Source organism: Acinetobacter sp. DMC2, assembly GCF_056314305.1.
Genome location: NZ_JBQUYP010000010.1, coordinates 52,974 through 76,772, shown reverse-complemented (window position 1 = coordinate 76,772; position 23,799 = coordinate 52,974). Strand labels below are relative to the sequence as shown.

General features: G+C 35.4%; 25 protein-coding genes and 1 tRNA gene. 6 read left to right on the top strand and 20 right to left on the bottom strand.

The annotated features are described in order from the left end of the window. The 7 genes from ACT53H_RS18280 to ACT53H_RS18250 all read right to left on the bottom strand — a co-directional run. Window positions 1–1,587, bottom strand: a 1,587-nt coding sequence (locus ACT53H_RS18280; RefSeq protein ID WP_476009818.1) for an ABC transporter transmembrane domain-containing protein, incomplete at its 3' end; no start/stop codon positions are given. Further along, window positions 1,584–3,050, bottom strand: coding sequence for a TolC family outer membrane protein (locus ACT53H_RS18275; RefSeq protein ID WP_174727378.1), 1,467 nt, complete (start codon window positions 3,048–3,050; stop codon window positions 1,584–1,586). The genes ACT53H_RS18275 and ACT53H_RS18280, both read right to left, overlap by 4 nt. A gap of 273 nt (window positions 3,051–3,323) precedes the next feature. Beyond that, window positions 3,324–4,070, bottom strand: coding sequence for an LPS export ABC transporter ATP-binding protein (gene lptB, locus ACT53H_RS18270; RefSeq protein WP_003650837.1), 747 nt, complete (start codon window positions 4,068–4,070; stop codon window positions 3,324–3,326). Beyond that, window positions 4,070–4,618 carry a lipopolysaccharide transport periplasmic protein LptA gene (gene lptA / locus ACT53H_RS18265; RefSeq protein ID WP_004793419.1) on the bottom strand — a complete coding sequence of 183 codons (549 nt, stop codon included), beginning with the start codon at window positions 4,616–4,618 and terminating at the stop codon, window positions 4,070–4,072. Before lptA ends, lptB begins: the two co-directional genes overlap by 1 nt. After that, window positions 4,602–5,150 (bottom strand): LPS export ABC transporter periplasmic protein LptC, encoded by a 549-nt coding sequence (gene lptC / locus ACT53H_RS18260; protein WP_004793421.1) that lies wholly within the window; start codon window positions 5,148–5,150, stop codon window positions 4,602–4,604. The genes lptA and lptC overlap by 17 nt, the downstream gene beginning before the upstream one ends. A 37-nt stretch (window positions 5,151–5,187) precedes the next feature. Then, window positions 5,188–5,727, bottom strand: coding sequence for a KdsC family phosphatase (locus ACT53H_RS18255; RefSeq protein WP_002122322.1), 540 nt, complete (start codon window positions 5,725–5,727; stop codon window positions 5,188–5,190). Window positions 5,728–5,730: 3 nt separating this feature from the next. After that, a complete protein-coding gene (locus ACT53H_RS18250) occupies window positions 5,731–6,708 on the bottom strand; it encodes a KpsF/GutQ family sugar-phosphate isomerase (RefSeq protein ID WP_004793424.1) in 978 nt (325 codons plus the stop codon). Window positions 6,709–6,921: 213 nt separating this feature from the next. On the opposite strand from ACT53H_RS18250, the gene cysS reads away from it, so the two are divergent. The 3 genes from cysS to ACT53H_RS18235 all read left to right on the top strand — a co-directional run bounded on the left by cysS (window position 6,922) and on the right by ACT53H_RS18235 (window position 9,193). Then, window positions 6,922–8,343, top strand: a complete 1,422-nt coding sequence (gene cysS, locus ACT53H_RS18245; protein WP_353156830.1) for a cysteine--tRNA ligase — start codon at window positions 6,922–6,924, stop codon at window positions 8,341–8,343. A 63-nt stretch (window positions 8,344–8,406) separates the two neighbouring features. Continuing rightward, window positions 8,407–8,482 (top strand) — tRNA-Gly (locus tag ACT53H_RS18240). Between the two features lie 330 nt (window positions 8,483–8,812). Continuing rightward, a complete protein-coding gene (locus tag ACT53H_RS18235) occupies window positions 8,813–9,193 on the top strand; it encodes a hypothetical protein (protein ID WP_353156833.1) in 381 nt (126 codons plus the stop codon). A gap of 110 nt (window positions 9,194–9,303) precedes the next feature. Here ACT53H_RS18235 and ACT53H_RS18230 read toward each other — a convergent pair whose 3' ends face one another. The 11 genes from ACT53H_RS18230 to ACT53H_RS18180 form a co-directional block, all read right to left on the bottom strand. Continuing rightward, entirely contained in the window at window positions 9,304–10,464 is a 1,161-nt protein-coding gene (locus tag ACT53H_RS18230) for a JmjC domain-containing protein (protein ID WP_353156836.1), read from the bottom strand. Between the two features lie 12 nt (window positions 10,465–10,476). Then, entirely contained in the window at window positions 10,477–12,243 is a 1,767-nt protein-coding gene (locus ACT53H_RS18225; protein ID WP_238612427.1) for an ABC transporter ATP-binding protein, read from the bottom strand. Next, on the bottom strand, window positions 12,240–13,979 hold the full coding sequence (locus tag ACT53H_RS18220; RefSeq protein WP_238612428.1) for an asparagine synthase C-terminal domain-containing protein: 1,740 nt from the start codon (window positions 13,977–13,979) through the stop codon (window positions 12,240–12,242). The genes ACT53H_RS18225 and ACT53H_RS18220 overlap by 4 nt, the downstream gene beginning before the upstream one ends. Beyond that, entirely contained in the window at window positions 13,979–14,626 is a 648-nt protein-coding gene (locus tag ACT53H_RS18215; protein ID WP_238612429.1) for a lasso peptide biosynthesis B2 protein, read from the bottom strand. Before ACT53H_RS18215 ends, ACT53H_RS18220 begins: the two co-directional genes overlap by 1 nt. 77 nt (window positions 14,627–14,703) lie before the next feature. Continuing rightward, window positions 14,704–14,862 carry a hypothetical protein gene (locus ACT53H_RS18210; protein WP_185767872.1) on the bottom strand — a complete coding sequence of 53 codons (159 nt, stop codon included), beginning with the start codon at window positions 14,860–14,862 and terminating at the stop codon, window positions 14,704–14,706. 842 nt (window positions 14,863–15,704) lie between these two features. Continuing rightward, window positions 15,705–15,941: a kynureninase gene (locus ACT53H_RS18205; RefSeq protein ID WP_151963611.1), complete on the bottom strand. Its 237-nt coding sequence runs from the start codon at window positions 15,939–15,941 to the stop codon at window positions 15,705–15,707. Further along, window positions 15,934–16,566 carry an HIRAN domain-containing protein gene (locus ACT53H_RS18200; RefSeq protein WP_151963610.1) on the bottom strand — a complete coding sequence of 211 codons (633 nt, stop codon included), beginning with the start codon at window positions 16,564–16,566 and terminating at the stop codon, window positions 15,934–15,936. The genes ACT53H_RS18205 and ACT53H_RS18200 overlap by 8 nt, the downstream gene beginning before the upstream one ends. A gap of 73 nt (window positions 16,567–16,639) precedes the next feature. Further along, the gene (locus ACT53H_RS18195; RefSeq protein WP_171500728.1) at window positions 16,640–17,098 is read right to left on the bottom strand and encodes a PIN domain-containing protein; all 459 of its coding nucleotides are present in this window, start codon (window positions 17,096–17,098) and stop codon (window positions 16,640–16,642) included. Further along, the gene (locus tag ACT53H_RS18190; protein WP_151963608.1) at window positions 17,095–17,826 is read right to left on the bottom strand and encodes a hypothetical protein; all 732 of its coding nucleotides are present in this window, start codon (window positions 17,824–17,826) and stop codon (window positions 17,095–17,097) included. The genes ACT53H_RS18195 and ACT53H_RS18190 overlap by 4 nt, the downstream gene beginning before the upstream one ends. Window positions 17,827–18,011: 185 nt before the next feature. Beyond that, a complete protein-coding gene (locus tag ACT53H_RS18185) occupies window positions 18,012–18,341 on the bottom strand; it encodes a hypothetical protein (protein ID WP_353156842.1) in 330 nt (109 codons plus the stop codon). Window positions 18,342–18,426: 85 nt separating this feature from the next. Continuing rightward, a complete protein-coding gene (locus ACT53H_RS18180; protein WP_353156845.1) occupies window positions 18,427–18,873 on the bottom strand; it encodes a winged helix-turn-helix transcriptional regulator in 447 nt (148 codons plus the stop codon). A 111-nt stretch (window positions 18,874–18,984) separates the two neighbouring features. Between ACT53H_RS18180 and ACT53H_RS18175 the strand changes: the two genes are divergently transcribed. Next, the gene (locus tag ACT53H_RS18175) at window positions 18,985–20,202 is read left to right on the top strand and encodes an MFS transporter (RefSeq protein WP_353156848.1); all 1,218 of its coding nucleotides are present in this window, start codon (window positions 18,985–18,987) and stop codon (window positions 20,200–20,202) included. Window positions 20,203–20,279: 77 nt separating this feature from the next. On the opposite strand, the gene ACT53H_RS18170 is transcribed toward ACT53H_RS18175, so the two are convergent. Beyond that, window positions 20,280–21,044, bottom strand: coding sequence for a COG4705 family protein (locus ACT53H_RS18170; protein ID WP_353156851.1), 765 nt, complete (start codon window positions 21,042–21,044; stop codon window positions 20,280–20,282). A gap of 309 nt (window positions 21,045–21,353) precedes the next feature. Here ACT53H_RS18170 and ACT53H_RS18165 point away from each other — a divergent pair, with 309 nt between their 5' ends. After that, entirely contained in the window at window positions 21,354–21,758 is a 405-nt protein-coding gene (locus ACT53H_RS18165) for a hypothetical protein (RefSeq protein ID WP_353156854.1), read from the top strand. A 183-nt stretch (window positions 21,759–21,941) separates the two neighbouring features. On the opposite strand, the gene ACT53H_RS18160 is transcribed toward ACT53H_RS18165, so the two are convergent. Continuing rightward, the gene (locus ACT53H_RS18160; protein WP_004793532.1) at window positions 21,942–23,189 is read right to left on the bottom strand and encodes a mechanosensitive ion channel family protein; all 1,248 of its coding nucleotides are present in this window, start codon (window positions 23,187–23,189) and stop codon (window positions 21,942–21,944) included. Between the two features lie 244 nt (window positions 23,190–23,433). Between ACT53H_RS18160 and ACT53H_RS18155 the strand changes: the two genes are divergently transcribed. Next, window positions 23,434–23,796 (top strand): DUF3592 domain-containing protein, encoded by a 363-nt coding sequence (locus ACT53H_RS18155; protein ID WP_476009817.1) that lies wholly within the window; start codon window positions 23,434–23,436, stop codon window positions 23,794–23,796. The last annotated feature ends 3 nt before the right edge of the window (window positions 23,797–23,799 follow it).

Here is a 23,799-nt window from a genome sequence, read left to right as displayed (position 1 = left end):
TTGAATAGGAAATTGCATTCCTGAGAGAAGCTGAAGCAGTGTTGATTTACCCGCCCCATTGCGCCCCAGAATTGCAATTTTTTCACCCGCGCGAATTTTTAAATGACGGATTGCTAAACTTGGTCTCGGGTCATCTTCTCCATATTGGAACAAGGCATTTTTTAATTCGTAATCACCATTTAAAGCAGCCTTATGTACCAGATGTGAACGGTCAGCCTGATCAATCGGACGTTGCATAAGTTCATCCAGACTTTGTTTTGCAACTTTCGCCTGCTGTAAACGTCCTAGAACGCCTGTAATCTGTGCAATTGGACCTAACATGCGTGAAGATAAAATTGAACAGGCTACTAATGCACCTGTGGTCATTTCACCATCCATTACGGCAAAACATCCCACTAAAACCACAATCGCATAGGTCAGACCTTGAAGCATTTGAGTCCATGCCATTAAGGTACCAACGATTTTACGTTGTCTCATACCAATGTCGGCTGAAACTTCGTTCATGTGGTTCCACTGGTTTTGGAAACGTGATTCAGCACGTAAAAGCTTGATGTCTTCAATACCCTGCACTGCTTCTACTAGAATAGCATTACGAATTGAAGATTCTCTCATACCCTCTTGTGCGAGCTGCGCTAGCTTCTTCTGTGCCAGAATACCCGGCAAAAGCATAAGTGGCACAACCAGCAACATTACCCAGAACAATTTCCCGCCAATAATCGCAAAGATGGTCAGGAACAAGAAAAAGAATGGGAAATCGGCAATTGCACTAATGGTAGTAGAAGTCACCAGTTCACGAACACCTTCGAGCTCACGAATCTGGGAAATAAAACTACCTGTAGACTTTGAACGGTCTTTATTCTTGATTCTTAGGGCATGACCAAATACACGGTCAGAAACACGTAAGTCCGCACGTTTACCAATAATGTCGGATAAATATACCCGCGATATACGTAGGGTAAACTCAAAAAGAGCAGCAATGAGTACACCACCTGCCAGAACCCATAAAGTCGGGATAGACTGTGAAGGTACGACACGGTCATAGACTTGCATTGAGAAAATAATGGTTGCCAGTGCCAGTACATTGGCAATGAGTGAGGCAAACATAATATCAACGTAGCGCTTCCAGTCTCTGAGTACAATTGACCAGAACCAGCTTGCTTCATACGGTTTGATATATTCATCAATACGCGCATCGGGAATAGAAGTTTCAGGACGCAGAATATAGACATTCTTAATTGTCTTTTTTAAGACATCTAAGCTTAAATTTTGGGAAAGGCCGTGATCTCCACTCAACTGGATACTGACATTTCCTTGAGTATCAGCTTTATCAACAACACCGACCTGTCCGTCGTTAAACTCGACCATGACAGGCAGGCGCCACGGATTCAGTACGTCTAAAGAAAAAGGTACTTTACGTAAATTGAGACCAACCTGACGTGTAATGAGCTGTAAAACATCATCAAGATTTTGATTCTGGTTCCAGTCAAGTTGCAAACGGATTCTTTCTTCTGAAGGCTCAATTCGATAATGTTTAGCAATCGTTAAGACCGACTGTAACCAGGGCTGGTAGTTTATTTTTGTCATCATGGTTGTACTTCGAACCCCTGAATTGAAATATTATTTAAGCCATAGGCTTGGCGGGAACGTCCTGTTGCCGAAATGTACTGAACAATACTGTTGTAGATGTCATAACGTGCAGACTCAAGTTCTGAATTAGCACTATGAATGGCCTGCTCTGCATTTAATAAATCGACCAATGAACGTGTCCCGAGCTTGTACTGCTCTTGATAAAGTTCACGTGTACGAACCGTTGTGGCTTGACGATTGGTCAACACCTGCATTTGACGTTGTTTATTTTCAATTTGCTCACGGCTCGTTCTGATCTGGTCAAGAACATCCATATAAACTGAATTGACCTTAGACTTTGCAGCTTCTTCGGCATAACTCGCCATTTTTACCTGAGAAGAAACGGCTCCACCTTGATAAAACTGACTGCTTGCTTCAAGCATGACGGAACTGTATAGGCCGTCATCTTTATCATTGTTGGGGTTTCGACCATTAATGGCCTGACTTAAGGAACCTTTGACTGACAAAGTTGGATAACGTGTTAAACGGGTCTGTTCCTTTTGTGCCTTGGCAACTTCAACACTGGCTTGCGCCGCAATCATTTTTGGAATGGTATTGAATTCAGGTTCACCATATAAATCGGACACTTTCACCAAATCATCTGAAATAATCCAGCCAGTTCGAGATACATCTGCACCTAGCAATGTTCTTAAATGTTGTTGGTACTGACGTAATAAAGATTGCTGAGCAATCAAACCAGACTGGGCAGCTTGCAAATAAGACTGGGCTTGGATTGGGTCAGCTTGGCTACTAATACCGGCATTTGCACGTAAATTCGCAATATCCTGAATACGTTGAATACCTGCAATTTGCTGCTCGGCAATTTTATTTAATTGAAGGTAGCGTTGAATATTAACAATGGTTTGCGCGACATCAAGTGCAATATCATCAATGCTGACCAGCACATTGGCCTGCTCGACTTGAACCTTGGCTTGCTCAACATCTACACCTGATTTAACTTTACCAAAATCATAGAGCATCTGAGTTGCATTTAAGGTCAATAACTGCCGACCACGCTCACCACTACTCAAGTCACCTGTAGTAATTCCACCTGAAAGCTGAGGGTAATAACCCGCCTTGGCGTAATCAATACCTGCATTTTGACCAGCTAAAGTGGAAATGGCTTGAGAAATATCCGGGTTACGCTGGATTGCGATTTTCACCGCTTCCTGCAAAGTCATTTGCCTTGATGGCAAATTTGAATAAGATGCAGCTGATCTATCATTGAGTTGAACAGTCGGAAACTCCTGAACTCTAGAACGATCTAGCTTAAAATTACTCAGCTCTTGCATCTTGGCAACTTTAAATTCATCACTACTTTTAGGGGCAAAAAGTTGCGATAAGTTGTCTTTTAAAGTGTGATATTGCTCACTTGGTTTAGCAGCATATATCACCACTGGCACATGCAATGAAGTTAAAAGCATCAACCCTTTCAGGAAAGCCGGCTTTTTACATGTCCTTTTTACTCTTCTCTGGTTATATCCAATCATGCTTGTCTTGTTGATCTTGTTTGTTATCGTTTAAAAGCTTTTACATTCTACATATTTTTTTGCATAAAGAAGCATAATTGCAGGAATAATTCACACATTACATTTTCATCAAGTGAATGCGCTAATTCATTGTTTTTAATAGTTAAATACAAAAAAACCAAAAAGAGGCCTTGACCTCTTTTTAGACAAACAGATTAACTATTTTATTTAAACTGTAAAATCGTCACCTAAGTAGACTTTACGAACTTGTTCGTTGTCCAGAATTTCTTGTGGTGTGCCTTCTGCAATTACAGCCCCTTCACTCACAATATATGCACGCTCACAAATTGCCAAAGTTTCACGTACGTTATGGTCAGTAATGAGTACACCGATGCCACGATCCTTCAAAGTCTGGATAATATCTTTAATATCTCCAACCGATATTGGGTCAACGCCGGCAAATGGTTCATCAAGCAACATAAATTTAGGATCGGCAGCCAATGCACGTGCAATTTCAGCACGGCGGCGTTCACCACCAGACACACTCATTCCCAATGAATCTTTAATATGACTGATTTTAAAGTCATTTAATAATTCAGTAAGACGTTGCTGGCGCTGTTGCTTATTTAGGTCTTTGCGTGTTTCTAAAATGGACATAATATTTTCAGCAATGGTGAGCTTTCTAAAAATAGAAGCCTCTTGCGGAAGATATCCAATGCCCTTGCGTGCCCGTTCATGCATTGCCAAATCAGACATATCAAGATCATCAAGGTGAATTTCACCTTTGTCCATGCGCACTAGCCCTACAACCATATAGAAGCTTGTGGTTTTCCCTGCACCGTTAGGGCCAAGCAAACCAACAATCTGTCCACTTTGCATACTAAAAGATACGTCTTTGACGACCCAACGCTTACTATAGTTTTTTCCTAAGTGCTTAATACACAAAGTTTGGGGTTGTTGAAGAGCTTGTTGCATTATTCACGCGCTCCTGGAAAGCTTTTTGAACTTGATGGTGGAATAATAATTTGAACACGATTTGATGATGAACCCTGAGCTTCAACATCACCTTTGTTCATACTATATTTCAATGAGTTACCACGAATACTAGAACCATCTTGATATAAATATGCGCCACCATTCAATGTAATAATGCCGGTATCTGCATTATAAACAATGGTCTGTCCTTCACCGCGTGCCACACCCTTATCAGCACTTATTTGTTGCTGAAACTTAGATGGTCGGCCTTTAGCAGTAATGGTTTGGATTTCACGCTTAGAGTTTAACGTCGCAACAATCGAATCAGCTTGAAGCTTCATCGTACCTTGCTCAATCACGACATTACCTGTGTATGTCGTCAAACCAGTTTTTTCGTTATAAGTTGCACGGTCTGCCACGAGTGAAATTTGTTGATTACGGTCAGACGGCAACGCAAAAGTCGAAGCTGATGTTAAAGCAACGAATGTAATAACCGCAGCTTGTTTTAGGAAAGCTGAAGAACGTTTTAAATTAAGACTTTGGTGCATACTTTCCTCGAATATTAAAAAATTCGTACTGACCATTATTCAAATTGGCTTTTAATCCTTTGCTAACAAAATCGCCTTGTGGAGATTGAACAACCACTTGGTGATTCGTTTCAATCTCTCTGGTTTTTGGATAACCTGTTAATTCATCGGTTTGGAATTCAATCTTCCCTTGTGGAGCAAGTTTAGTTGCGACTACATCACCCGATAAGATAACTTTACTATTATCATCATAACCATTTGCCTGTTTCGCAAAGAACGTTGCATCAACTTTGCCATCTTTATACATAGATGCTTTGAGTTGATCCAACTTTGATGTTTTTTGTTGCATATCCTGTTCAAGCTGACGAACTTCAGCACGAATATACAAATTGCCTTGATCATCAGTTTGAGTCAAATGGACGCCCTGCGCCGAATATGTCATATTCTTCGCCGAAGCAATGTCTAGTTTTTTTGCTTTGCCACTATAGTAGTAATAACCACCACTTATAGCAGCAATAACTACAGCGACAATAGATAAAACTCTGGTATCCATGAGCAGGAATAGCCTACCTTTTTAAGTAATCTTATTATTAATGCGGTACTGCAAGATATTTTTCAAGAAGTTCTTGGTAAATGCCTTTTGCGATCAGCAACATATCACAGACTTCTCGTACAGCACCACGTCCGCCCATCGACTGGGTAACCAAATGCGCACGGCGACGTACTTCTTCATGACCATTTGGCACAGTGACACTCATTCCTGCGATTGCAAAAGCAGATAAATCAGGCCAGTCATCGCCCATATACAAGCAATCGGAAGGCAAAATATTAAACTGTGCACAAGCTTCACGTAACGCAGAACCTTTGTCTTCACGACCTTGAAAAACGAGGTCTACGCCTAAATCAGACATACGCTTTTCAACAATATTACTTTTTCGACCTGTAATAATGATGACTTTCATGCCTGCTTGCTGCGCAAGTTTCATGCCTAAACCATCACGAATATCGAATGATTTAATCTCATCGCCACTATTGGTTAAAGTTACAAAGCCATCGCTCAAAATACCATCGACATCCAGAACCAATGCCTGTAGGTGACGTGCTTGTTCTAACAATGCATAAGATGCCATTGATTAATTTACCCCTGCCTGAATAAGGTCATGCATACTAATTACACCAATCACTTTATTTTGGTCATCCACCACAACAAATTGACTGATTTTTTTCAGGTTAAGCTGTTGTAGAGCTTCTACCGCACGTGCTTCTTGAGAAATAGTCGACGGTTTTTTTGTCATTACTTCAGAAACAGGTAAATTCACATCGAAACCTTGCTGTTTATCAATTAAACGACGTAAGTCACCATCGGTGAAAATACCAAGCAAGTGTTCCTGTTCATCTACAATCGTGGTCAAGCCTAAACGCTTATTAGAAATTTCGTAAAGCACTTGATTCATTGGAGTATCTGGTGAAACTTTTGGCAATTCATCGCCTGTATGCATGAGGTGTTTTACATGTAAAAGTAAACGCTTACCCAATGCTCCAGCAGGATGCGAGCGAGCAAAATCATCTGCAGTAAAACCACGCGCTTCAAGTAAGGCAACAGCCAGCGCATCACCCAATACTAAGGTTGCAGTTGTGCTTGATGTCGGAGCTAATCCGAGTGGGCATGCTTCATCAGACTCACCTAAAGTTAAAGCGATGTCAGCATTTTGAGGCATTGGCCCTTTATCAGTACGGCTAATCGTAATAAGAGGTACACCAAGATGTTTGATGAGTGGCATCAACATCATGATTTCATCGCTTTTTCCAGAATTGGAAATCGCAATTAAAACGTCACCACGAACCAGCATTCCCAAATCGCCATGCCCAGCTTCGCCCGGATGCATAAAGAAAGATGGTGTACCAGTTGAAGCAAAAGTCGCAGCCATTTTACGGCCAATATGCCCTGACTTCCCCATGCCAGTAATCACAACACGGCCTTTACACTGTAACAATATTTCACAAGCCTGACTAAAACTGTCATTAATTTGTGTTGCTAACACGTCTAGGGCTTGCTGCTCAATACGCAAGGTTGCTAATGCGCTGCTTTGAAAATCTGTAGGATTGGGCATACGAGTTTGACTCAAAATAATTGATCTGATCTCTTATGAAGATCGGTGATTTTAATCAAAAGATTTGGGGGCATTCTAACATAACTCAATCATCTACACGTTTTTAAATGTATAAGATTTCACAAGCTTATAAAATTCTTGCATAAACCTTTGTGAAAAATGATGCATCAGTTATGATGTAACACTGTTTTTGTTGAGTGTTTGAAAACCCTTATGCAACCGTTTGTTTTATATAACTCTGAGCAACGAAAAAAAGTTGAATTTGTACCTCGCAAAGAAGGTCACATCGATATGTACGTCTGCGGTATGACCGTTTACGATTACTGTCATATCGGGCATGCTCGAGTTATGGTTGCATTTGACTACATTATTCGTTTCTTGCGTAGCCAAGGCTGGAATGTTCGTTATATACGCAACATTACCGACATTGACGACAAAATTATTAAACGCGCGAATGAAAATGGTGAAACCATTCAGCAGCTCACTACTCGTTTCATTGATGCAATGAACGAAGATGCAGCCAATTTAGGCTGTGCTGCACCCGATGAAGCACCTAAAGCGACTGAATATATTGAGCAGATGCAAAACATGATTGGTAATCTGGTCAATAAAGGCTCTGCTTACCCTGCTGCAAATGGCGATGTTTATTTTGAAGTCACCAAATTTGAGAAATATGGTCGCCTCTCTGGCCGTAAGCTTGATGACATGCAAGCTGGCGCGAGTGAGCGTGTTGACGTAGAAGTTGAAAAGAAACATCCGTTTGACTTTGTCCTTTGGAAACATGCTAAAGAAAATGAACCATCGTGGGCATCTCCTTGGGGCAATGGCCGTCCGGGTTGGCACATTGAATGTTCTGCAATGTCGACTTGCTGCCTAGGCAATCACTTTGACATTCATGGTGGTGGTTCAGATTTAATGTTCCCACACCATGAAAATGAAATTGCGCAAAGTGAAGCTTCAACTGGCGAACAATATGTAAACTACTGGATGCATGTTGGCTTTATTAACGTTGATGGTGAAAAGATGTCTAAGTCTTTAGGCAACTTCTTTACGATTCGTGACGTGATGGAGAAATTCCACCCTGAAGTGATCCGCTACTTTATTGTGTCTTCACACTATCGTAGTCCTGTGAACTTCTCTGATGTGGCACTTAAAGAAGCAAAAACTTCTTTAACTCGCTTCTATCATTCATTTAAAGCTTATCAACAAGTGTACGGTCAAACGACAACTGAAACGCTTGATCAAAGCTTTGTTGAACGTTTTAACAATGCAATGTGTGATGATTTCAACACCGCCGAAACAATGGCTGTGCTGTTTGAACTTAACAAAGAGTTAAACCGTGCTGTAAAAGAACAGCAAGCTGACCAAGCGACTGTGCTTTATTCAACTTTGCGTCACCTCACCAACATTTTAGGCTTGGTACAACACGATGTAGATAATTTCTTAAAATCAGATATTGGGCAAGAAGCACTTGCTTTGTCTGACGCTGAAATTGAAGATTTTATTCAACAACGTGTTGATGCGAAAAAAGCAAAAGACTTTGCTAAAGCAGATGGTATTCGTCAGTCTTTGCTCGACCAAGGTGTTGTATTAGAAGATACACGTCAAGGTACAGTTTGGCGCCGTGCTGATTAAATGTTCAATTAAATCACAAGAGTGTTGACACTTTAGTGAAACACTCTATAATGTGCTCACATTGCGGGAATAGCTCAGTTGGTAGAGCATAACCTTGCCAAGGTTGGGGTCGCGAGTTCGAGTCTCGTTTCCCGCTCCAAAATTTAAAAACCACTTAATTCGAAAGAATTAGGTGGTTTTTTTATGTCTATTGCTTAGCTAAAAAATCTGATTCCTTCCGCCTCTTCTTATAATTATCTTTAATCAAATTTAACGGCTGCATTCTTTCAATAAAGGACAAGATGGTAAGCGTCTGTACGATCTCGAATAAAGCTATAAGTATCCTTGAAAAATCTAATATTAAAAGGTAGCAACGGTGATCGAGACGGAAGAATTAAGACGGAGATACTCTTTCCTAACAAATTAATTTTTTGGGAATGATCCCCTCGATTAATATCAAAGTGTATTTAACTCACATATAGGTGTGAACTTGGATATTTATAAAAAATTGATTTGTTCCGCTATTAATATACTTTTGGTCGCTTGTCAGCCACAAGTATCGAGGGTCGAAAATAGCCATGTGAAAATACCAAGTTATCAATCAAATGGCTTTTTTGCCTCTGCACGATTAAGGGGCCCGATGCAGTTAAAACAAGAATGTCTATATGTAAATGATATTCTAATTATTTTCCCTAAAGGATATGCAGAATGGGATCCTAAAAATCAAACTTTAACTTATAAAAGTAAGAAAATTGCTTTAGGCGAAGAATTAGATTTAGCTGGTGGTTTTGGTCGGTTTGAGCGAGATAATCAGCGAATTAAAAATTTAAGCCCTTTATGTGATCATAAAACTATTTGGCTTGCTGGATAAAGCTGGAAAAATTAAGCTTTATAACTATAAAAGGGTTAAATGCCCTTTTATAGTTATAAAGTAAAATTTGATGTTATAGTCATCAAAAAATTAAGAAACTATTATTAAAATTAATTATAAATAGTGATAATTCCAGCATGAATCATATCTGTACAAACTTTATTAATATAATTAATCTGCATACCATTCTCAAATCCTTCTCTAGAAAGAGTAGAATAGTGAACTGGCTTTCCTAATAACAACTCATTAAAAGAAGCTGAAATCTCTTTAGGCACAACCCATTTCTTTAGTCCATTAGTAATAATTAATCCATTTTGATGTTCTTTCTCATATCTAATAAAATGATTTAATATAAAAGTTTGATTCGCAAAATTTGCATCAGCTGACTCAATTCCTACATAGGGTAAATTTAAAAGAGAATTGAATTTAAAATTAGATTTAAGATGATGCATAACATTATGAATTTTATTAGAACTCCATTGAACTTTAGATAAATTAGAAAAGAAGTTTGAAACAAATTCTTCCATTTGTTTTTTATCATTTATATTTGGCATTCTTTTCCTAAACTCAGGAATTTTAGACAAATCATCTTTCAGCCAATCTAATAAATCTAAAGCGGTATACCTATGAATTCCAATAGTTGCATGTAGAGAAATATCATCTCCTGTTTCAGCCGAATGTATTTGCCCCATTGGAACATATAAAACATCCCCTTTTTGCAAAGTAAATTCGGCAAGTAGTTTTTCACTTTTCTTTACTATATGTTTATGATTTACAGGGTCTAGATCTGCAAAATCATAAATCTTCCATTTTTTCGATCCTTCTAATTGAATAATGAAAGTATCTTGCTCATCCCAATGAGACCCAAAAGGACTACGTGAATTTTTCCAAGATGCATATAAATTAGCTTGTGTATTCGTACATAAAAATTGGGACAGATTTGAACAGAACTTAGCAAGCTTGACGTGCTTCGTGTGCGCACTATTTAGGACAAAAGTGTAACCATTGAAAATATATTTATTAAAGACATTTGAAATTTCCTGTGCTCTCTTTTTCTTATCTTTGAATAAATTATATGGTGAAACAAAACCACTTTCACCTAACATTAACACATCATTATAAGAGTCCAATATAGAAATAGTATAATTTAGTTCCGACCAGTTGCATAACATATCTGGATCAAAAATATTCTTTCTATAAAACCAACTAGATTTGTTATAATTAGCTACAAACTCATCAATAAAATTATGATCAAAATAATCTAAAATCATATAAATATTCCTTTAATCAATTTCTTTCATCAAATCTTTTAAATTATTATTTGTATAAATTAAATCACTATATTTACCAGTTTCAATAACTCGACCTCCATCTAAAACAATTACTTTATCAACATTACGAATAGTATTTAATCTATGTGCAATAATAATAATCGTAGAATTTGTGAATTTATCAAATAATAAATCCATAATTTCTTTTTCTGTAACCGAGTCTAATGAAGAGGTTGGCTCATCAAAAATAATTACAGGTGAATTCCTTAAAAAAGCTCGCGCAAGTGAAATTCGCTGTCTTTCTCCGCCAGAAATCTTAACACCATGCTCACCTACAACAGTGTCATAACTTTTATCTAATTTAGAAATAAACTCATGAATTTTAAACTTTTTAGCAACTTCTATTGCTTCATCTTTACTACGATCAGTTCCAATTGTAATATTTTTCCAGATAGGTAAGTTAAAGATATGACATTCTTGAGAAATAACTGAAATATTATTTCTTAAAGATTTTAGGCTAAGGCTTCTTATATCAATACTATTAAATTTAATTTCACCTTCGTAATCATCATAAAAACCATAAAGAAGTTTTACAAGAGAAGACTTTCCTGAACCAGTCCTACCTATAATTGCAGTTACTGTATTACTCTCAAAAGAACAATTAACATTATCTAGTGCTGTATGTTTATTATTAGGATAAATAAAATTTAAAGAATTAATATCTATATTAATATAAGACTTTTCAATATTTTTTTTGCCTTTCCAAATTTCTTGTTCTGTAGAAAGGCTATTAATTTTTTTATAATTATCAAGAAAAACCCTACCTTGGTTCACTTGTCTCATAACACCACCTACAGCTTCAACTGGCTTAACTAATTGGAGCAAATAAGTAATCATCAAAACAAAATCACCTATCGTCATTTTTCCTTGAAGTAGCTTTGAATAAGATAAATACGTAATTAAACCTAAGAGGATAGTAAAAATTATTGTTGTTACAAAGTTTACAGATATTGTAGTGTTGAAATATGTAATATATGATTTTTTTAGCTTTTCATTTTGTTTACCCATTATTTCAATATAGTCTTTTTCAACACTTAAATACTTATTAGTTTCAGGGTATAAAAAAGCCGAATTTAAGTCAGAGTTAACATTATTCTGATCTTCTACCACATCCCTATTTGAAACCATTATCTTATTATTACCTTGAACAAAATAGTAAATATACAAAGTAATTCCAAATAAAATAATCAGCAAAAAGGAAACGTCATAAAAAGAAAGGATTACAATTGATGTACCAACAACTTGAAATATGATTAAAAGGCCAACTTGGATAAAAGATTGCAAATATATAGTTACACTCCGAGTACCGTTACTAATAGATTGTACTAACTTCCCAGAAGTGTAATTATGTAAATATTTAACTGGTAAATTTATAATATGTGAAATCGATTCATTCCGCATCAAGCTATGTATAGTTTGTTCAATTTTGCAAAAAAAAGTCCATTGTAAATCTATCAGATAACGAGATGCGGATTGTGATATTACGTACAAACTTAATAGAATAGAAGTTACTAAAATTGCATTTTCAGCCCCTGAGCTAAAACTATCAATTGAATACTTTAAAGCTAGAGGCGCTAGAACTGTAGCTAAAGAGGAAAGTAGAATAATAAAAATATATGTAAAGAAGTTAAATACAATTTTCTTATCATTGTTATTAAAAATATATGATAGAACAAATTGAGATAGTATATATAAATTTGTTTTTTTTAAATAATTCATAATTTTTTTCCTTCAACCTTTCTCATCCACATTTCACTTGTAAATAATCTAAATAGCTCCATTTTAACGGTATCATTATTCTTTGACTTTTCTATTAATAAATTTAGATCAAATTTAGAAATAATATCTTTTTTAACCAAGCTTCCATTACACAAAATTTCGGTAATATTATTAAAATTATCCTCGATAATATCAGCATAATATGAACCTACCCCTGATTTCGTCCTTCTCCTATATATACTTTCTGGCAAGTAGTCTTTAAACGCTTCACGAATAAGTCCTCTACTAATTAATTGAGGTGTCAAAATATAACTTGGAATGGATAGACAATACTCCATAATTGGTTGAGATAACAATGGATGTAAATTATCGACAAAATTAGAGGTATAAAAATTGGTATAGAAGTTTTGAGAATCTGCCAAGCAGAATATTTGAAATTTCTTCCCATTGTTGATATGAGAAATATTCTCTATCCATGGATGAGATAAATATTTATTATCAATAACTTGTTTATATTTTTCATTGCAAATACTTTTATCAATTTTTCCTTCATACGCGTACCTCCTACTTCCAAATAATATAGAAGCAGCAGTTTTCTTAAAAACTGCCCAAATTGTATTATTTGTTAATTCAGCTGTTCTTATTGCTGTTGAAAGATATCCCTTCAAGCCATTATCTCTAAAATAGTCTTGAGCAATAAATATTGAATTTTTTGTTTGAAATAATACATCCCCTGCACATCCAGAGAAGATAGAATCAATATTGCATTTTTCTAGAATCTCTAACTCTTTATCTAATATTTCAAAACCTAAACCATATTTCAATGGCTTATATTGAATAGGATATATACTTAATTTATCTTCTAGATTAAATTTATTTTCTTCCATCTTAAATACAAAAAGTGGAAATTCATACATATTACTGACATCTCTAGCATATCGCTCTTCATTACCTAATTCAGAGTCAAAACATAAGTTCAATCCGTAAATATTAGTATTTGTATGCTTTCTAAGAATAGTAGCAACTAAGCTCGAATCCAAACCTCCTGATAGATTCAACAAAATATTATTATATTCGTTACCCCAACAACTTACACAGTCAATAACAACTTTTCTCAACTCATCCATTGCCACATCAATTGTTAGATTATCACTTTTTACAAATTTTTCAGGTGACCATATAGTTTTTATTTTTAAATCATATAAAGTTATACTCTCACCTGAAAGTAGATTGCTGATATTTTTAAAGCCGGTTTCTCTTAGGTTTAATCTCTCATAGCATAAAGATGCAGCCACATATTTGTCATTCACTTCCAAATTACTTTCACTATATTTTTTATAAAACTCTACATCTGAAAACCCAATTGTATTTTCATTATTTATAGTCCATAGAAAATCAAATGAACATGCTGGATCTTTAAAAACTTCGACATTCTCATTATCAAAAATTATAGCTATATATGAGCCCCAAAAATCTTTAACAAGCTCTTCAATAGTTATAATTGTTTTATTTTTATTTTCAACTTTAGAAGATTTATTTTTAATTTTTTTAAATAATTTACCAATAATTATTGCATTGCTAAAGAAATAAGTTTCACCTGAACTGGTAGGGTGACTTAACCATAGATTTGTTTTTGAATTTATTTCTATTTTTTCCAATTCTTTATTTAACAAACTATAGTTAATAGAAGAGTTAAAGTCTGTGCTTTTTTTAAATTCCAGCATATATCTAAACATTACTTTACCACCATTATTGGCTTATATTTTTCAATGTGTTGCAATTCATCATTTAATATTTTTCTATCTTTTTCTAACCATGCATGAGCCCTAAATGGTTTCGTTTTAACTCCAATTACTAATTCAGAATCGATACCATGTAACATAAGGAACTGCTTTAAGCTTATTGACTGAAATAAGCACTCATCTACTTTACTCCATGGTAAAAAAACTATACAGGCGTTATAAGTCCCGATAACTTCAGCGATCTTATTATCATTAACTTTACTAAACGTACTTTTATTTCTAAATTTCGGAAAAGGACTTTTTAGAAACTTTATCCGTGCTTTATTTAAAGTATTAATGAATACTACTTTTACAATATTTCCAAAATTCACTTGTCTTTTTGCAGCATAAGTATTTGATAAAATACTATTTAGTGGTAGTTCTCTTTCCTTTTTGACAATAGTTTCTAACTTATTTTCTCTATCATACTCAATAATCTGTTTTTCAATTAATTTATTAAATTTAGTTTTCTCTATTTCACAATTTAGCAATTCTGCTGTATCTTTCTCATTCAATTGGAAATATCGGTAATTTCTTGAGTCTAAGAAAACTAGACAACCTTGATCAATACATGCATAAACATTATTTTTTAATCTGTACATTTTGAGTATTTTCTTCTAATAAGTTTTCAAAAGATAAAGAGATAAAAATATCTCTTTATCTAACCTAGTTTTTTTGTTTATGGAATAATGGCATCACCATCATATTTATCCATATTTCTAGGCTCATATGTTCCTTCAAAATCGAAACCTTTGGTTTCTTCTTGAACTGTTCCTAAAAAAATTAAATCCACTTCTTCTGTTTGAGCTGCTTCTGGTTTCAACTGGATATTATTCATATTTTCACCTATTTTTAATTAAGTTAAATGTTGATGCTATTTCAATATTCATCAACACAGTCATCCTATCCAAATATATTATCTAATTATGTATTCTATATTTTACCATTTGTTCAAAATTCACACTGGTCATGTTGACTTATATTTGCTATTGTTAATTTATATTAATACAAAACATCAAAAGATATTTAAATAAAAAATATATAACTATCAACAAGATGCTATTTATAATTTTTTATTTCTTTAAATTATTTCTTAATTCTGTCTATTTTATAAAATATATTTTTAGCTTCCTACTTCTTTAGTTCTCAAGAATTTTTTACCAATAAGGAAAATATACATTCAAAATAAATCTTTTATTGTTATACCTAAATTTTTAACTTAAATTATACTTTGTAAACTTCAAAACAGTATAAGGGACTGTATTAAAATTTCTACATGCTATTCTAATTGTCTATCCTTATGATTCTTAATAACTATATTAATTTTAAATAATTTCAAATGATAGCTGATTAATTTTATAGATGTGCGTTTCTATCCTTATAAGACGCATTTCTTTTATTTTGAAGATTTGATTGCTAGAATAACAGTTTAATATTATGTTCAATTTCTCTACTTTAATTGTAAAAAATTATTCGACACCACTTCTGCACCATAAAATCATAAACTTTTGTTATTTATAATTTATTATAACTTGCCAAGGTTAGGGTCGCGAGTTCGAGTCTCGTTTCCCGCTCCAAAATTTAAAAACCACTTAATTCGAAAGAATTAGGTGGTTTTTTATTGCTTCTCAATTACAAAACAAGTAACAGTAAATTAGCTCTAAAGTATCTTAGGATGCTTTATTTGGGCTTATAGTTCCAAAGCTCCCCATTTTCACCACAATTTCGCTCAATAGCATCCATTGTAGTTTCAGTATCGTGTGTTCCTTTTTTCCACTGATTTATAGCAACTTGAATATAAGCTCTACAATTAGCAGGCAATCCATATTCCTTGCCATATATAGGCTTACTATTTGAATCTTTATCGCTACAACCTGCTAAAAATATAAAAAGGCATAATACTAAAATTTTATTCATTTACTTGCTCTTTCAATTCTTTGATGTATTTTGCAGAGTTAGCAATTCTAGTAGGAATATTTAATCTAACACCATAACTATATTCAGCACTCCCACCACCAACGATAACTGCGTTAACATTGATTTGAGCTGTTTCATGTATATTAAGTTTATTTAGTAACCTAACCCAGCTTTCAGCATTATTTCGCGGCAAATAACCAACTGTCAGACCATTTATCACAACGCGGCATGCATTTTTGTCATATTTATTGGTTGGCTCTCTAATTATTTTTGCAATTACTTTTATAAAACAGCCCTTATTTTCGCGCTGTATCGCAAATTTCTTGATATTTTCTTGATAGGAAGACTCCCCAACTATTTCGAATGGATATTCTTCAAAGTCGTAAGCACAATCATATTCAAGTTCGTATTGTTTAGACTCCACACTATATTTTAAAAATGGATCTGGAAGTTCTACTTTCATCTCTTTGCTAGTATTAAGATGAGATGATCTTTTTTCTAATCCCCCTTCTGTCAACCTCTTAGCTTTATAATTTTTATAACCGCCACTCTTCTTTAATTCCTTTTTTACTGACACTCCCACAGCTAATATAAATATTATGATTATTAATAGTATTATCCACATACACATCTCCTTATTTTTTTAAGAGGATAGCACAAGGTATAAAAAAACCACTATCTCTAGTGGCTGTAATTAATCATTCATTAACATTATCAAAGAGATCTGACCCAAGTTTGATTTCATTTCTTTTTAAAACTTGAATATCCAAACCAAGTTTAGCCACTGCGTTAATAATTCCTTTATCCTCTGTTAAAAGTACTTTTGCATTATTTGACACTGCTATTGAGAGTATTTGAATATCAACCTTCACCTTTTGTTTATCTTCTTTAAAAAATTCTTTTCCCAGTTCATGTGCCATTTCTCCACAAATAAGAGCTGCTTTCCTATCAAAACTACCATTAAGTACTTTGCCATGAGAGAGGGTTAATAATTGAGTCCTTCTAGCATTTAAATCATATGCAATAAACTCAGCTATTACAGGTGTAGGAATTAATAATGTTGCATTGTTCTGTTTCAAGTATGTTTCTAGGTTAACAAATAATGCCCTATCCGATGCCAATGAAACCAATACATTATTATCAATCGCTACAATCACTCGTGACGCTCCTTCAGCCACTCAGCAATAGGGTCTTCAAATTGATTCCAACCACTATCCCCTGCATTCTTAAAATCTTCTATCCAACTTGATAGTGAACCTTCAGGTACTTCTTCAATGTTTTCAGCTACAAATGAAAGTAGTTCAACGTCGTTATAACTTATGTATCTGTATTTGGCTTTACCAAATATTTCAATTTGGTGTTGAGTTCTATATTTTGAGCCTAATGTAGCAGCAATATGAGGCGATAAAGCAACACTAACCTTCTTACCAGATATTGTTTGAACATAGATATGATCTGTTTTATCAGTTCCTTCATGCAAACCGATAACTCGACACCTTAAAGTTTCTTCTTGGAAGAAAACAAAACCGTCATCTTTCTTTTGAAATTTATGGAGTTCAATATATTCCTGATTAGAAGACTCTTTATAGCGCAATACTGTGCATGCTTTAGGATGTTTTGATAAAAACTCGTCAATCGTTTTTATTGGCCCCGTCTTCTCTGAAACAGCTTTATTGAAATTATCAACTTTTTCATCAAAATATTCCGGATCCACCTTTACAGCATAATCCGCTGAACCTTCTTTAATATCACCCCATTTTAGATGCTTTGCTCCCAGCATCTTACAAAGAGCTTCAAGTAGCTTAGCCGACTCTAAAGGATTAATTTCCTTTAAATTTATACCAGATACATATAATGAAAATGTGTAATCGGAATGATTATTCATATTACCCACCTCCTTTATATGATTGTATTAAAAAGATTCATTTGCTCTGCATTAATATATTAACACTTATTAATTTTCAATCATTTTTTTTAATTATTAAATACTCAGTGTTTTGTAAGCGTCACGATTCGACGCTTACTAGGTAGTTCTTTCTTGGCTCGTAATTGGCCATTTCCCACTAACACTCACATATTTTTAGCTAATTCTTTTGCCAAACATTGTTCATGCCAAGTGGTTTGAAAATTTTCGACAGCTTTGGACTTAATGAGAGGGTCTTCAAATAATCTTGAAGAATATGCAGATTTGATAAGCTCTTGATAAAGTTGTTTGGCTTGTTGCTCTTCAAGATGATCGGCTATGTCGTGTAACTCTTTAGCTGGCACTTCATGTTGTCTAGCATCCATCACCCCACTCGCTGCTTTCTTCACAGTTTCACAGTAATGAAGTTCCATGGCTTCTGATGCTGCATAACATTGAATTGAAATTGCGCTTATAAAGAGGAATATAAATCTCATAATCTCACCTTAATTTGACGCGCAAGGGTACCAACTAATCTGCCCAAATTTAAGTTAAAAAAGGTTATTTTTGTTTTCTCTTATTTTATTTCACCTTTTGCACTTGAGTATTAGAAGCTTTCAGCACTGTTCCATCTGCCGCGACTGGCGCCATAAATGGAATTTGCTGACCTGTAGTTTTATCAATTAACAGAGAATGGCGCTCCCCACTTTCAAATAGGTTCTGTTCTCCCCATTGTCGCAAAGCTACAATCACAGGAAATAAACTCTCCCCTTTATGGGTCAATACATATTCTTGATAAGCCGTGCCATCCGAAGCATCTTGCATTTCAAGCACACCAGCATCCACTAATTTTTTAAGTCGGTCAGAAAGAATATTTCGCGCAACACCCAAGCTCCGCTGGAAATCTCCAAAACGGCGCATTCCATCAAAAGCATCACGTACAATGAGCAGTGACCAGCGGTCCCCTATGAGGTTGACGCAACGTGCAACAGGACAAGGTTCATCTTTTAACAATGTAGGGTTCGTCATCGAATTTCCTTACCAATCTTCAGTAACAAGTTATCTAGTTGCATTTTAAAACTAGCAGGCTTAATATTCAACTAGTTGCATTTTAAAACTAGATTGAATGGATTTAGGCCCATGAAAGCTTCTCTTGCATCTTCAACTTCACACGCTAAAAGCGATAACCCGCTTTCAAGCATGCCCCGTGGCGTAATATTGCTATTTGCTATAGCAAGTGGTGCAAGCGTAGCAAATGTCTATTATGCGCAGCCTTTGCTCGACATATTGGCAAGAGACTTTAATGTTAGTCATGCCGCCATTGGTGGTGTGGTTACAGCCACTCAAATAGGTTGTGCCCTTGCACTCGTGTTTCTAGTGCCGTTGGGTGACCTTGTAAATCGGCGTCGATTAATGGCTATTCAGTTATTGGCTTTAATATCTGCATTGCTCGTGGTTGCCTTTGCTCACTCTACAATTGTTCTTTTAGCAGGCATGCTTTCCGTGGGTTTACTCGGCACAGCCATGACTCAAGGACTTATTGCTTATGCTGCAAGTGCTGCTCTCCCACATGAGCAAGGACATGTGGTTGGTACTGCACAAAGTGGTGTATTCATTGGTTTATTGCTTGCCCGTGTATTTTCAGGAGGAATTAGTGATATAGCGGGTTGGCGTGGCGTGTACTTTTGTGCAGCCATCATCATGCTCATGATTGCATTACCACTTTGGAAACGTTTGCCTCATTTAGAAATTCAGCCCGTTACCATGCGTTACTCGCAACTTTTAGCATCGATGTTAAAACTGCTGCGCCAAGAAAAAATACTCCAAGTGCGCGGTGTTTTGGCTTTACTCATGTTCGCGGCATTTAATATTTTCTGGAGTGCATTGGTACTACCGTTGAGTGCGCCACAATATAACTTCTCGCATACTGTAATTGGGTCTTTTGGGCTCGTTGGAGTTGTTGGTGCACTGGCTGCCGCACGTGCGGGTTATTGGGCCGACCGCGGATATGCTCAGCGCACAAGCATGGCAGCACTCGTAATATTACTTCTTGCTTGGGGTCCACTCTCACTCATGGCTTATTCGCTCTGGGCACTAGTGATTGGCATCGTATTACTAGACTTGGGCGGACAAGCCTTGCATGTGACCAACCAGAGTATGATTTTTCGCACTCGTCCAGAAGCGCATAGCCGGCTTGTTGGTCTATACATGCTGTTTTATGCAATCGGTAGTGGATTGGGTGCAATCAGTACCACAGTGACTTACGCCTATGCTGGATGGTTTGGCGTATGTGCACTCGGTGCAGGTGTTAGCCTTCTGGCATTATTATTTTGGTGGATAACCCGTAAAGTCTCTTAAATAGTAATAACGCCCATTCTCAAATAAAAAAACCACATCACCCAAGAGAATCATGTGGTTTTTAATAAACAGTTAGTTTAATGAGATGACTGAGCTGCTTTAGGTTTAAAGACCACTAAACAGACAACAATGAAAGCTAATAAAATAAAAGATGCACTAAATCTGCTTAACTCTAATCCACCATGCGCGATAGGTTTATCAAGAAAATCACCTAATACCGCACCTAGAGGTCTGGTCAGAACAAAGGCCAACCAAAATAATAAAGTTCTTGAGATTTTGGTATAAAAATAGCAGATTGCTAGCACCAATAATAAAGTACCGAAAATTAAAGCGGCGCTGGTGTACCCTAGGCCTTGAGTATCAGCAGTCCAATCTCCTAAAGCTGTCCCTAATGTTTGAGAAAACATGATGGTTAACCAATAGAAAGCTTCACTTTTTGCAGATCGAACACTTTTTACTGAAATTGTGCCGCAACTTAAATACCAAACAAACAGAGATAAGCCTAATAAAATAAGTAATATTAAACTCCCTCCTGCATAGCCCACACCTAAAGTTCGATCAACGAAATCAGCAATTGTCGTACCTAACGTAGTAGTGGCAATGATTGTCGCCCAGTAAAAAAATGAATTATAGTTTTTAGATTTAATTTGTAGTCCGACAAATACTGCAAAGATCACAGCAAAAATTGCCGTACTAATGATATATCCCAAATTTAGGGACATAGATAGCGCGTCTCCAGCAGTTTCACCTAGCGTTGTAGCTGCAATTTTAATGATCCAGAATAATAAGGTGACTTCTGGAACCTTACTTAAACTTTTAGACAAACTTTCATGATTTATCAATGTATGTTCTCCAAACATACGTACTTATTAGCTCTTATCTAAATATTTATGGCTTAAGATAAAATTAAGGTTAAAAATAAATTACAAATACTTTTTTTCGAAGAAAATTACACGATGCATATAACCTAAAAACTCAAATGAAAAAGATAACAATATACAAATAAATAAAATATAATAACAAATAATTAATTATGCCAGTGAATGAGTTCATTTGGCTAAAATGCTTAAGTTTAAACCGTAGTGGGATGAAATCTTATCTAACAATCTAAAGATTGATATGAAACATTAGTCCATTACTATCAAAATTATATGGAAATCCCTATAGGAACAAAATTGGGTATTAATAATAAATTAATTTGCGCAGTTGTATTTGCCGTTCTTACAGGCTGTCAGCAGCAAGAAGCGAACGAAAATACCAGTGCGGTAAAACTCCCTGTTTATCAATCTAATGGTATTTCTACTTCAGGACGCCTAACGGGAATTTTGCAGCTAAAACAAGAATGTCTCTATATAAATGATATCCTCATTATCTTTCCCGAACACACCGCTCAGTGGGATTCTGAAAAAGAAGCTTTAAGCTATAAAGGTAGGCATATCCGCTTAGGTAGCGAATTAGATATTGCTGGAGGGAGTGGTAATTTTGAGCAAGATAATCTACGCATTAAACATTTAAGTCCAATGTGTGATCATCAAAATATTTGGTTTGCTGGATAATCTAGAGAAAAGGGTTCGAATTCAATTTTCGCCTCCTCAACCTCTAGGTCTTAAATGGAATGATTCAATTGATTATCAGATTTATATATTTTTCTAGCAGGTCACTACAAATGAAACATTAAAAAAGCCCCCATCTAGGAGCTTTTTAAAATAGTTGAGGACCTGCTATTAACAGCTTAAAAGTTAGCTTGGATTAATCTCTGTGGTTAATCTTTGCAAATCATGACCCGAAGGCGCTTGGTAAACACGTAAACCAAATTCAGGAAGAATCGCAATTAAGTGGTCAAAAATATCTGACTGAATTGCTTCATAGGCAACCCATGCAGTGGTATTTGAAAATGCATAAATTTCTAAAGGCAAACCTTGGCTAGTTGGCTGTAATTGACGAACCATAATGGTTTGATTTTGAGCAATGCCTTTGTGCTGGCGCAAATAGAACTCAACATAGGCTCTAAATGTTCCAATATTGGTTAAACGGCGCTTGTTATAACGGGATTGATTTCCTAAATGCTTATTAAACTCGTCAATTTCAGATTGTTTTGCATCAAGATATTGGTCTAATAATAAAAACTCTTTGAGCTTTTGTTGCTCTTCGTCACTCATGAAATGAACACTGCTTTGATCTAAAAAGAGTGAGCGCTTCATTCGACGGCAACCCGAATTACTCATACCTCGCCAGTTTTTAAACGTATCGGTAACGAGTTTATTGGTTGGAATGGTGGTATAGGTTTTATCAAAATTTTGCACAGTTACTGTATGAAGCGAAATATCAATTACATCACCATCCGCATTAAGCGACGGCATCTCAATCCAGTCTCCAATCCGCACCATGTCATAAGAAGCAATTTGTACACTCGCCACTAAAGACAAAATAGTGTTTTGGAAAACTAACATTAATACCGCAGCCATCGCACCAAAACCTGCCAGTAAAGTGAACACATCCTTTTTAAGGAATGTTCCCAAAATCATCAGGCCACACACAACAAATAAGATTAACTTAACCAGTTGTAAGTAGCCCTTAATCGGCTTATTTCTAGATTTTGGATTACGCTGATAGATAAGATTAAATATGTTTAATATTTCACTGACCGTAAGCGCGAGTGTAAGAAAAATAAATGCTTGCGCCCCCATTTCTATAAAAGAAATGAACTTTGGAGTTAGATGAGGAACTGTTGCAATGCCGTTCATAATCACAACAGCAGGAACAATATTTGCAAATTTCTTTATGACGCTATGCTGGGCAAAAATAGATTGATTGGGTGATTTTAGCTTGGTCACCAAGTGACGGACGCCCCGAACGATAATGCGTTTAGCAATAAAATTTGCGATTGCTGCAAATAAAATCAAAATGGTGAGAGAAACAAACATTTCTAGCCAAGGATAATGGCTTAACTGAACCCGAATATCGCGAAAAAAACTTAAAAAATCCAAACCTATACACCTTAAAACTTTCTTTTCTAGAATTTTAAGGGTTAAAGCATGTGTTAATAAGACTTGTTTACATATGTAGGCATAAATACAACAACTAAGTTATATACCCTGCTATTTATCTCATTATTTTTGACGCTTAACTATAAGGTTTTATCAGTTTATGTTTTACATCACACATAAACTAGATCGAACAAATCTGTTCATTTAGAATAATGCGTTAAACGAATAATTTTGGTTTGAGTGAGTGAAATTTTCTGATTTTTTGACTTTTATTGGAGTGGTTTGGTTTAGCTTATTCTTTGTCTATATTGCTTGGACCTTTTTTCTTAAAAGTCTGGTTCATAAGTTTTTAATTTATAAACGAGGAAAGATGACTTCTGCTGAGGTTGTGTATTTTCAGGACTCATTAGCTAAGGTGCAATATCGCCCTTTATGTTATATAAAATTAAAATTTCAAACTGAGCAAGGCGAAATCATGACTCAAAACCTGAAGGTGCTTATTGCTAAAAAAAATCATGATCAATATAAAGTTGGTAGCCTCATCAAAATTAAGTATGACCCTAAAAATTTAAAGAATATTTCGATATTGGGAGAGGTCATGGTTTAAGTG

What these genes read in the sequence shown, in the direction of transcription:
- ACT53H_RS18275 (WP_174727378.1), bottom strand. Translation starts at nt 3,050, where the DNA reads ATGCTTTTAACTTCATTGCATGTGCCAGTGGTGATATATGCTGCTAAA.
- lptB (WP_003650837.1), bottom strand. Translation starts at nt 4,070, where the DNA reads ATGCAACAAGCTCTTCAACAACCCCAAACTTTGTGTATTAAGCACTTA.
- lptA (WP_004793419.1), bottom strand. Translation starts at nt 4,618, where the DNA reads ATGCACCAAAGTCTTAATTTAAAACGTTCTTCAGCTTTCCTAAAACAA.
- lptC (WP_004793421.1), bottom strand. Translation starts at nt 5,150, where the DNA reads ATGGATACCAGAGTTTTATCTATTGTCGCTGTAGTTATTGCTGCTATA.
- ACT53H_RS18255 (WP_002122322.1), bottom strand. Translation starts at nt 5,727, where the DNA reads ATGGCATCTTATGCATTGTTAGAACAAGCACGTCACCTACAGGCATTG.
- ACT53H_RS18250 (WP_004793424.1), bottom strand. Translation starts at nt 6,708, where the DNA reads ATGCCCAATCCTACAGATTTTCAAAGCAGCGCATTAGCAACCTTGCGT.
- cysS (WP_353156830.1), top strand. Translation starts at nt 6,922, where the DNA reads ATGCAACCGTTTGTTTTATATAACTCTGAGCAACGAAAAAAAGTTGAA.
- ACT53H_RS18230 (WP_353156836.1), bottom strand. Translation starts at nt 10,464, where the DNA reads ATGATTTTAGATTATTTTGATCATAATTTTATTGATGAGTTTGTAGCT.
- ACT53H_RS18225 (WP_238612427.1), bottom strand. Translation starts at nt 12,243, where the DNA reads ATGAATTATTTAAAAAAAACAAATTTATATATACTATCTCAATTTGTT.
- ACT53H_RS18220 (WP_238612428.1), bottom strand. Translation starts at nt 13,979, where the DNA reads ATGTTTAGATATATGCTGGAATTTAAAAAAAGCACAGACTTTAACTCT.
- ACT53H_RS18215 (WP_238612429.1), bottom strand. Translation starts at nt 14,626, where the DNA reads ATGTACAGATTAAAAAATAATGTTTATGCATGTATTGATCAAGGTTGT.
- ACT53H_RS18210 (WP_185767872.1), bottom strand. Translation starts at nt 14,862, where the DNA reads ATGAATAATATCCAGTTGAAACCAGAAGCAGCTCAAACAGAAGAAGTG.
- ACT53H_RS18205 (WP_151963611.1), bottom strand. Translation starts at nt 15,941, where the DNA reads ATGAATAAAATTTTAGTATTATGCCTTTTTATATTTTTAGCAGGTTGT.
- ACT53H_RS18200 (WP_151963610.1), bottom strand. Translation starts at nt 16,566, where the DNA reads ATGTGGATAATACTATTAATAATCATAATATTTATATTAGCTGTGGGA.
- ACT53H_RS18190 (WP_151963608.1), bottom strand. Translation starts at nt 17,826, where the DNA reads ATGAATAATCATTCCGATTACACATTTTCATTATATGTATCTGGTATA.
- ACT53H_RS18185 (WP_353156842.1), bottom strand. Translation starts at nt 18,341, where the DNA reads ATGAGATTTATATTCCTCTTTATAAGCGCAATTTCAATTCAATGTTAT.
- ACT53H_RS18180 (WP_353156845.1), bottom strand. Translation starts at nt 18,873, where the DNA reads ATGACGAACCCTACATTGTTAAAAGATGAACCTTGTCCTGTTGCACGT.
- ACT53H_RS18175 (WP_353156848.1), top strand. Translation starts at nt 18,985, where the DNA reads ATGAAAGCTTCTCTTGCATCTTCAACTTCACACGCTAAAAGCGATAAC.
- ACT53H_RS18165 (WP_353156854.1), top strand. Translation starts at nt 21,354, where the DNA reads ATGGAAATCCCTATAGGAACAAAATTGGGTATTAATAATAAATTAATT.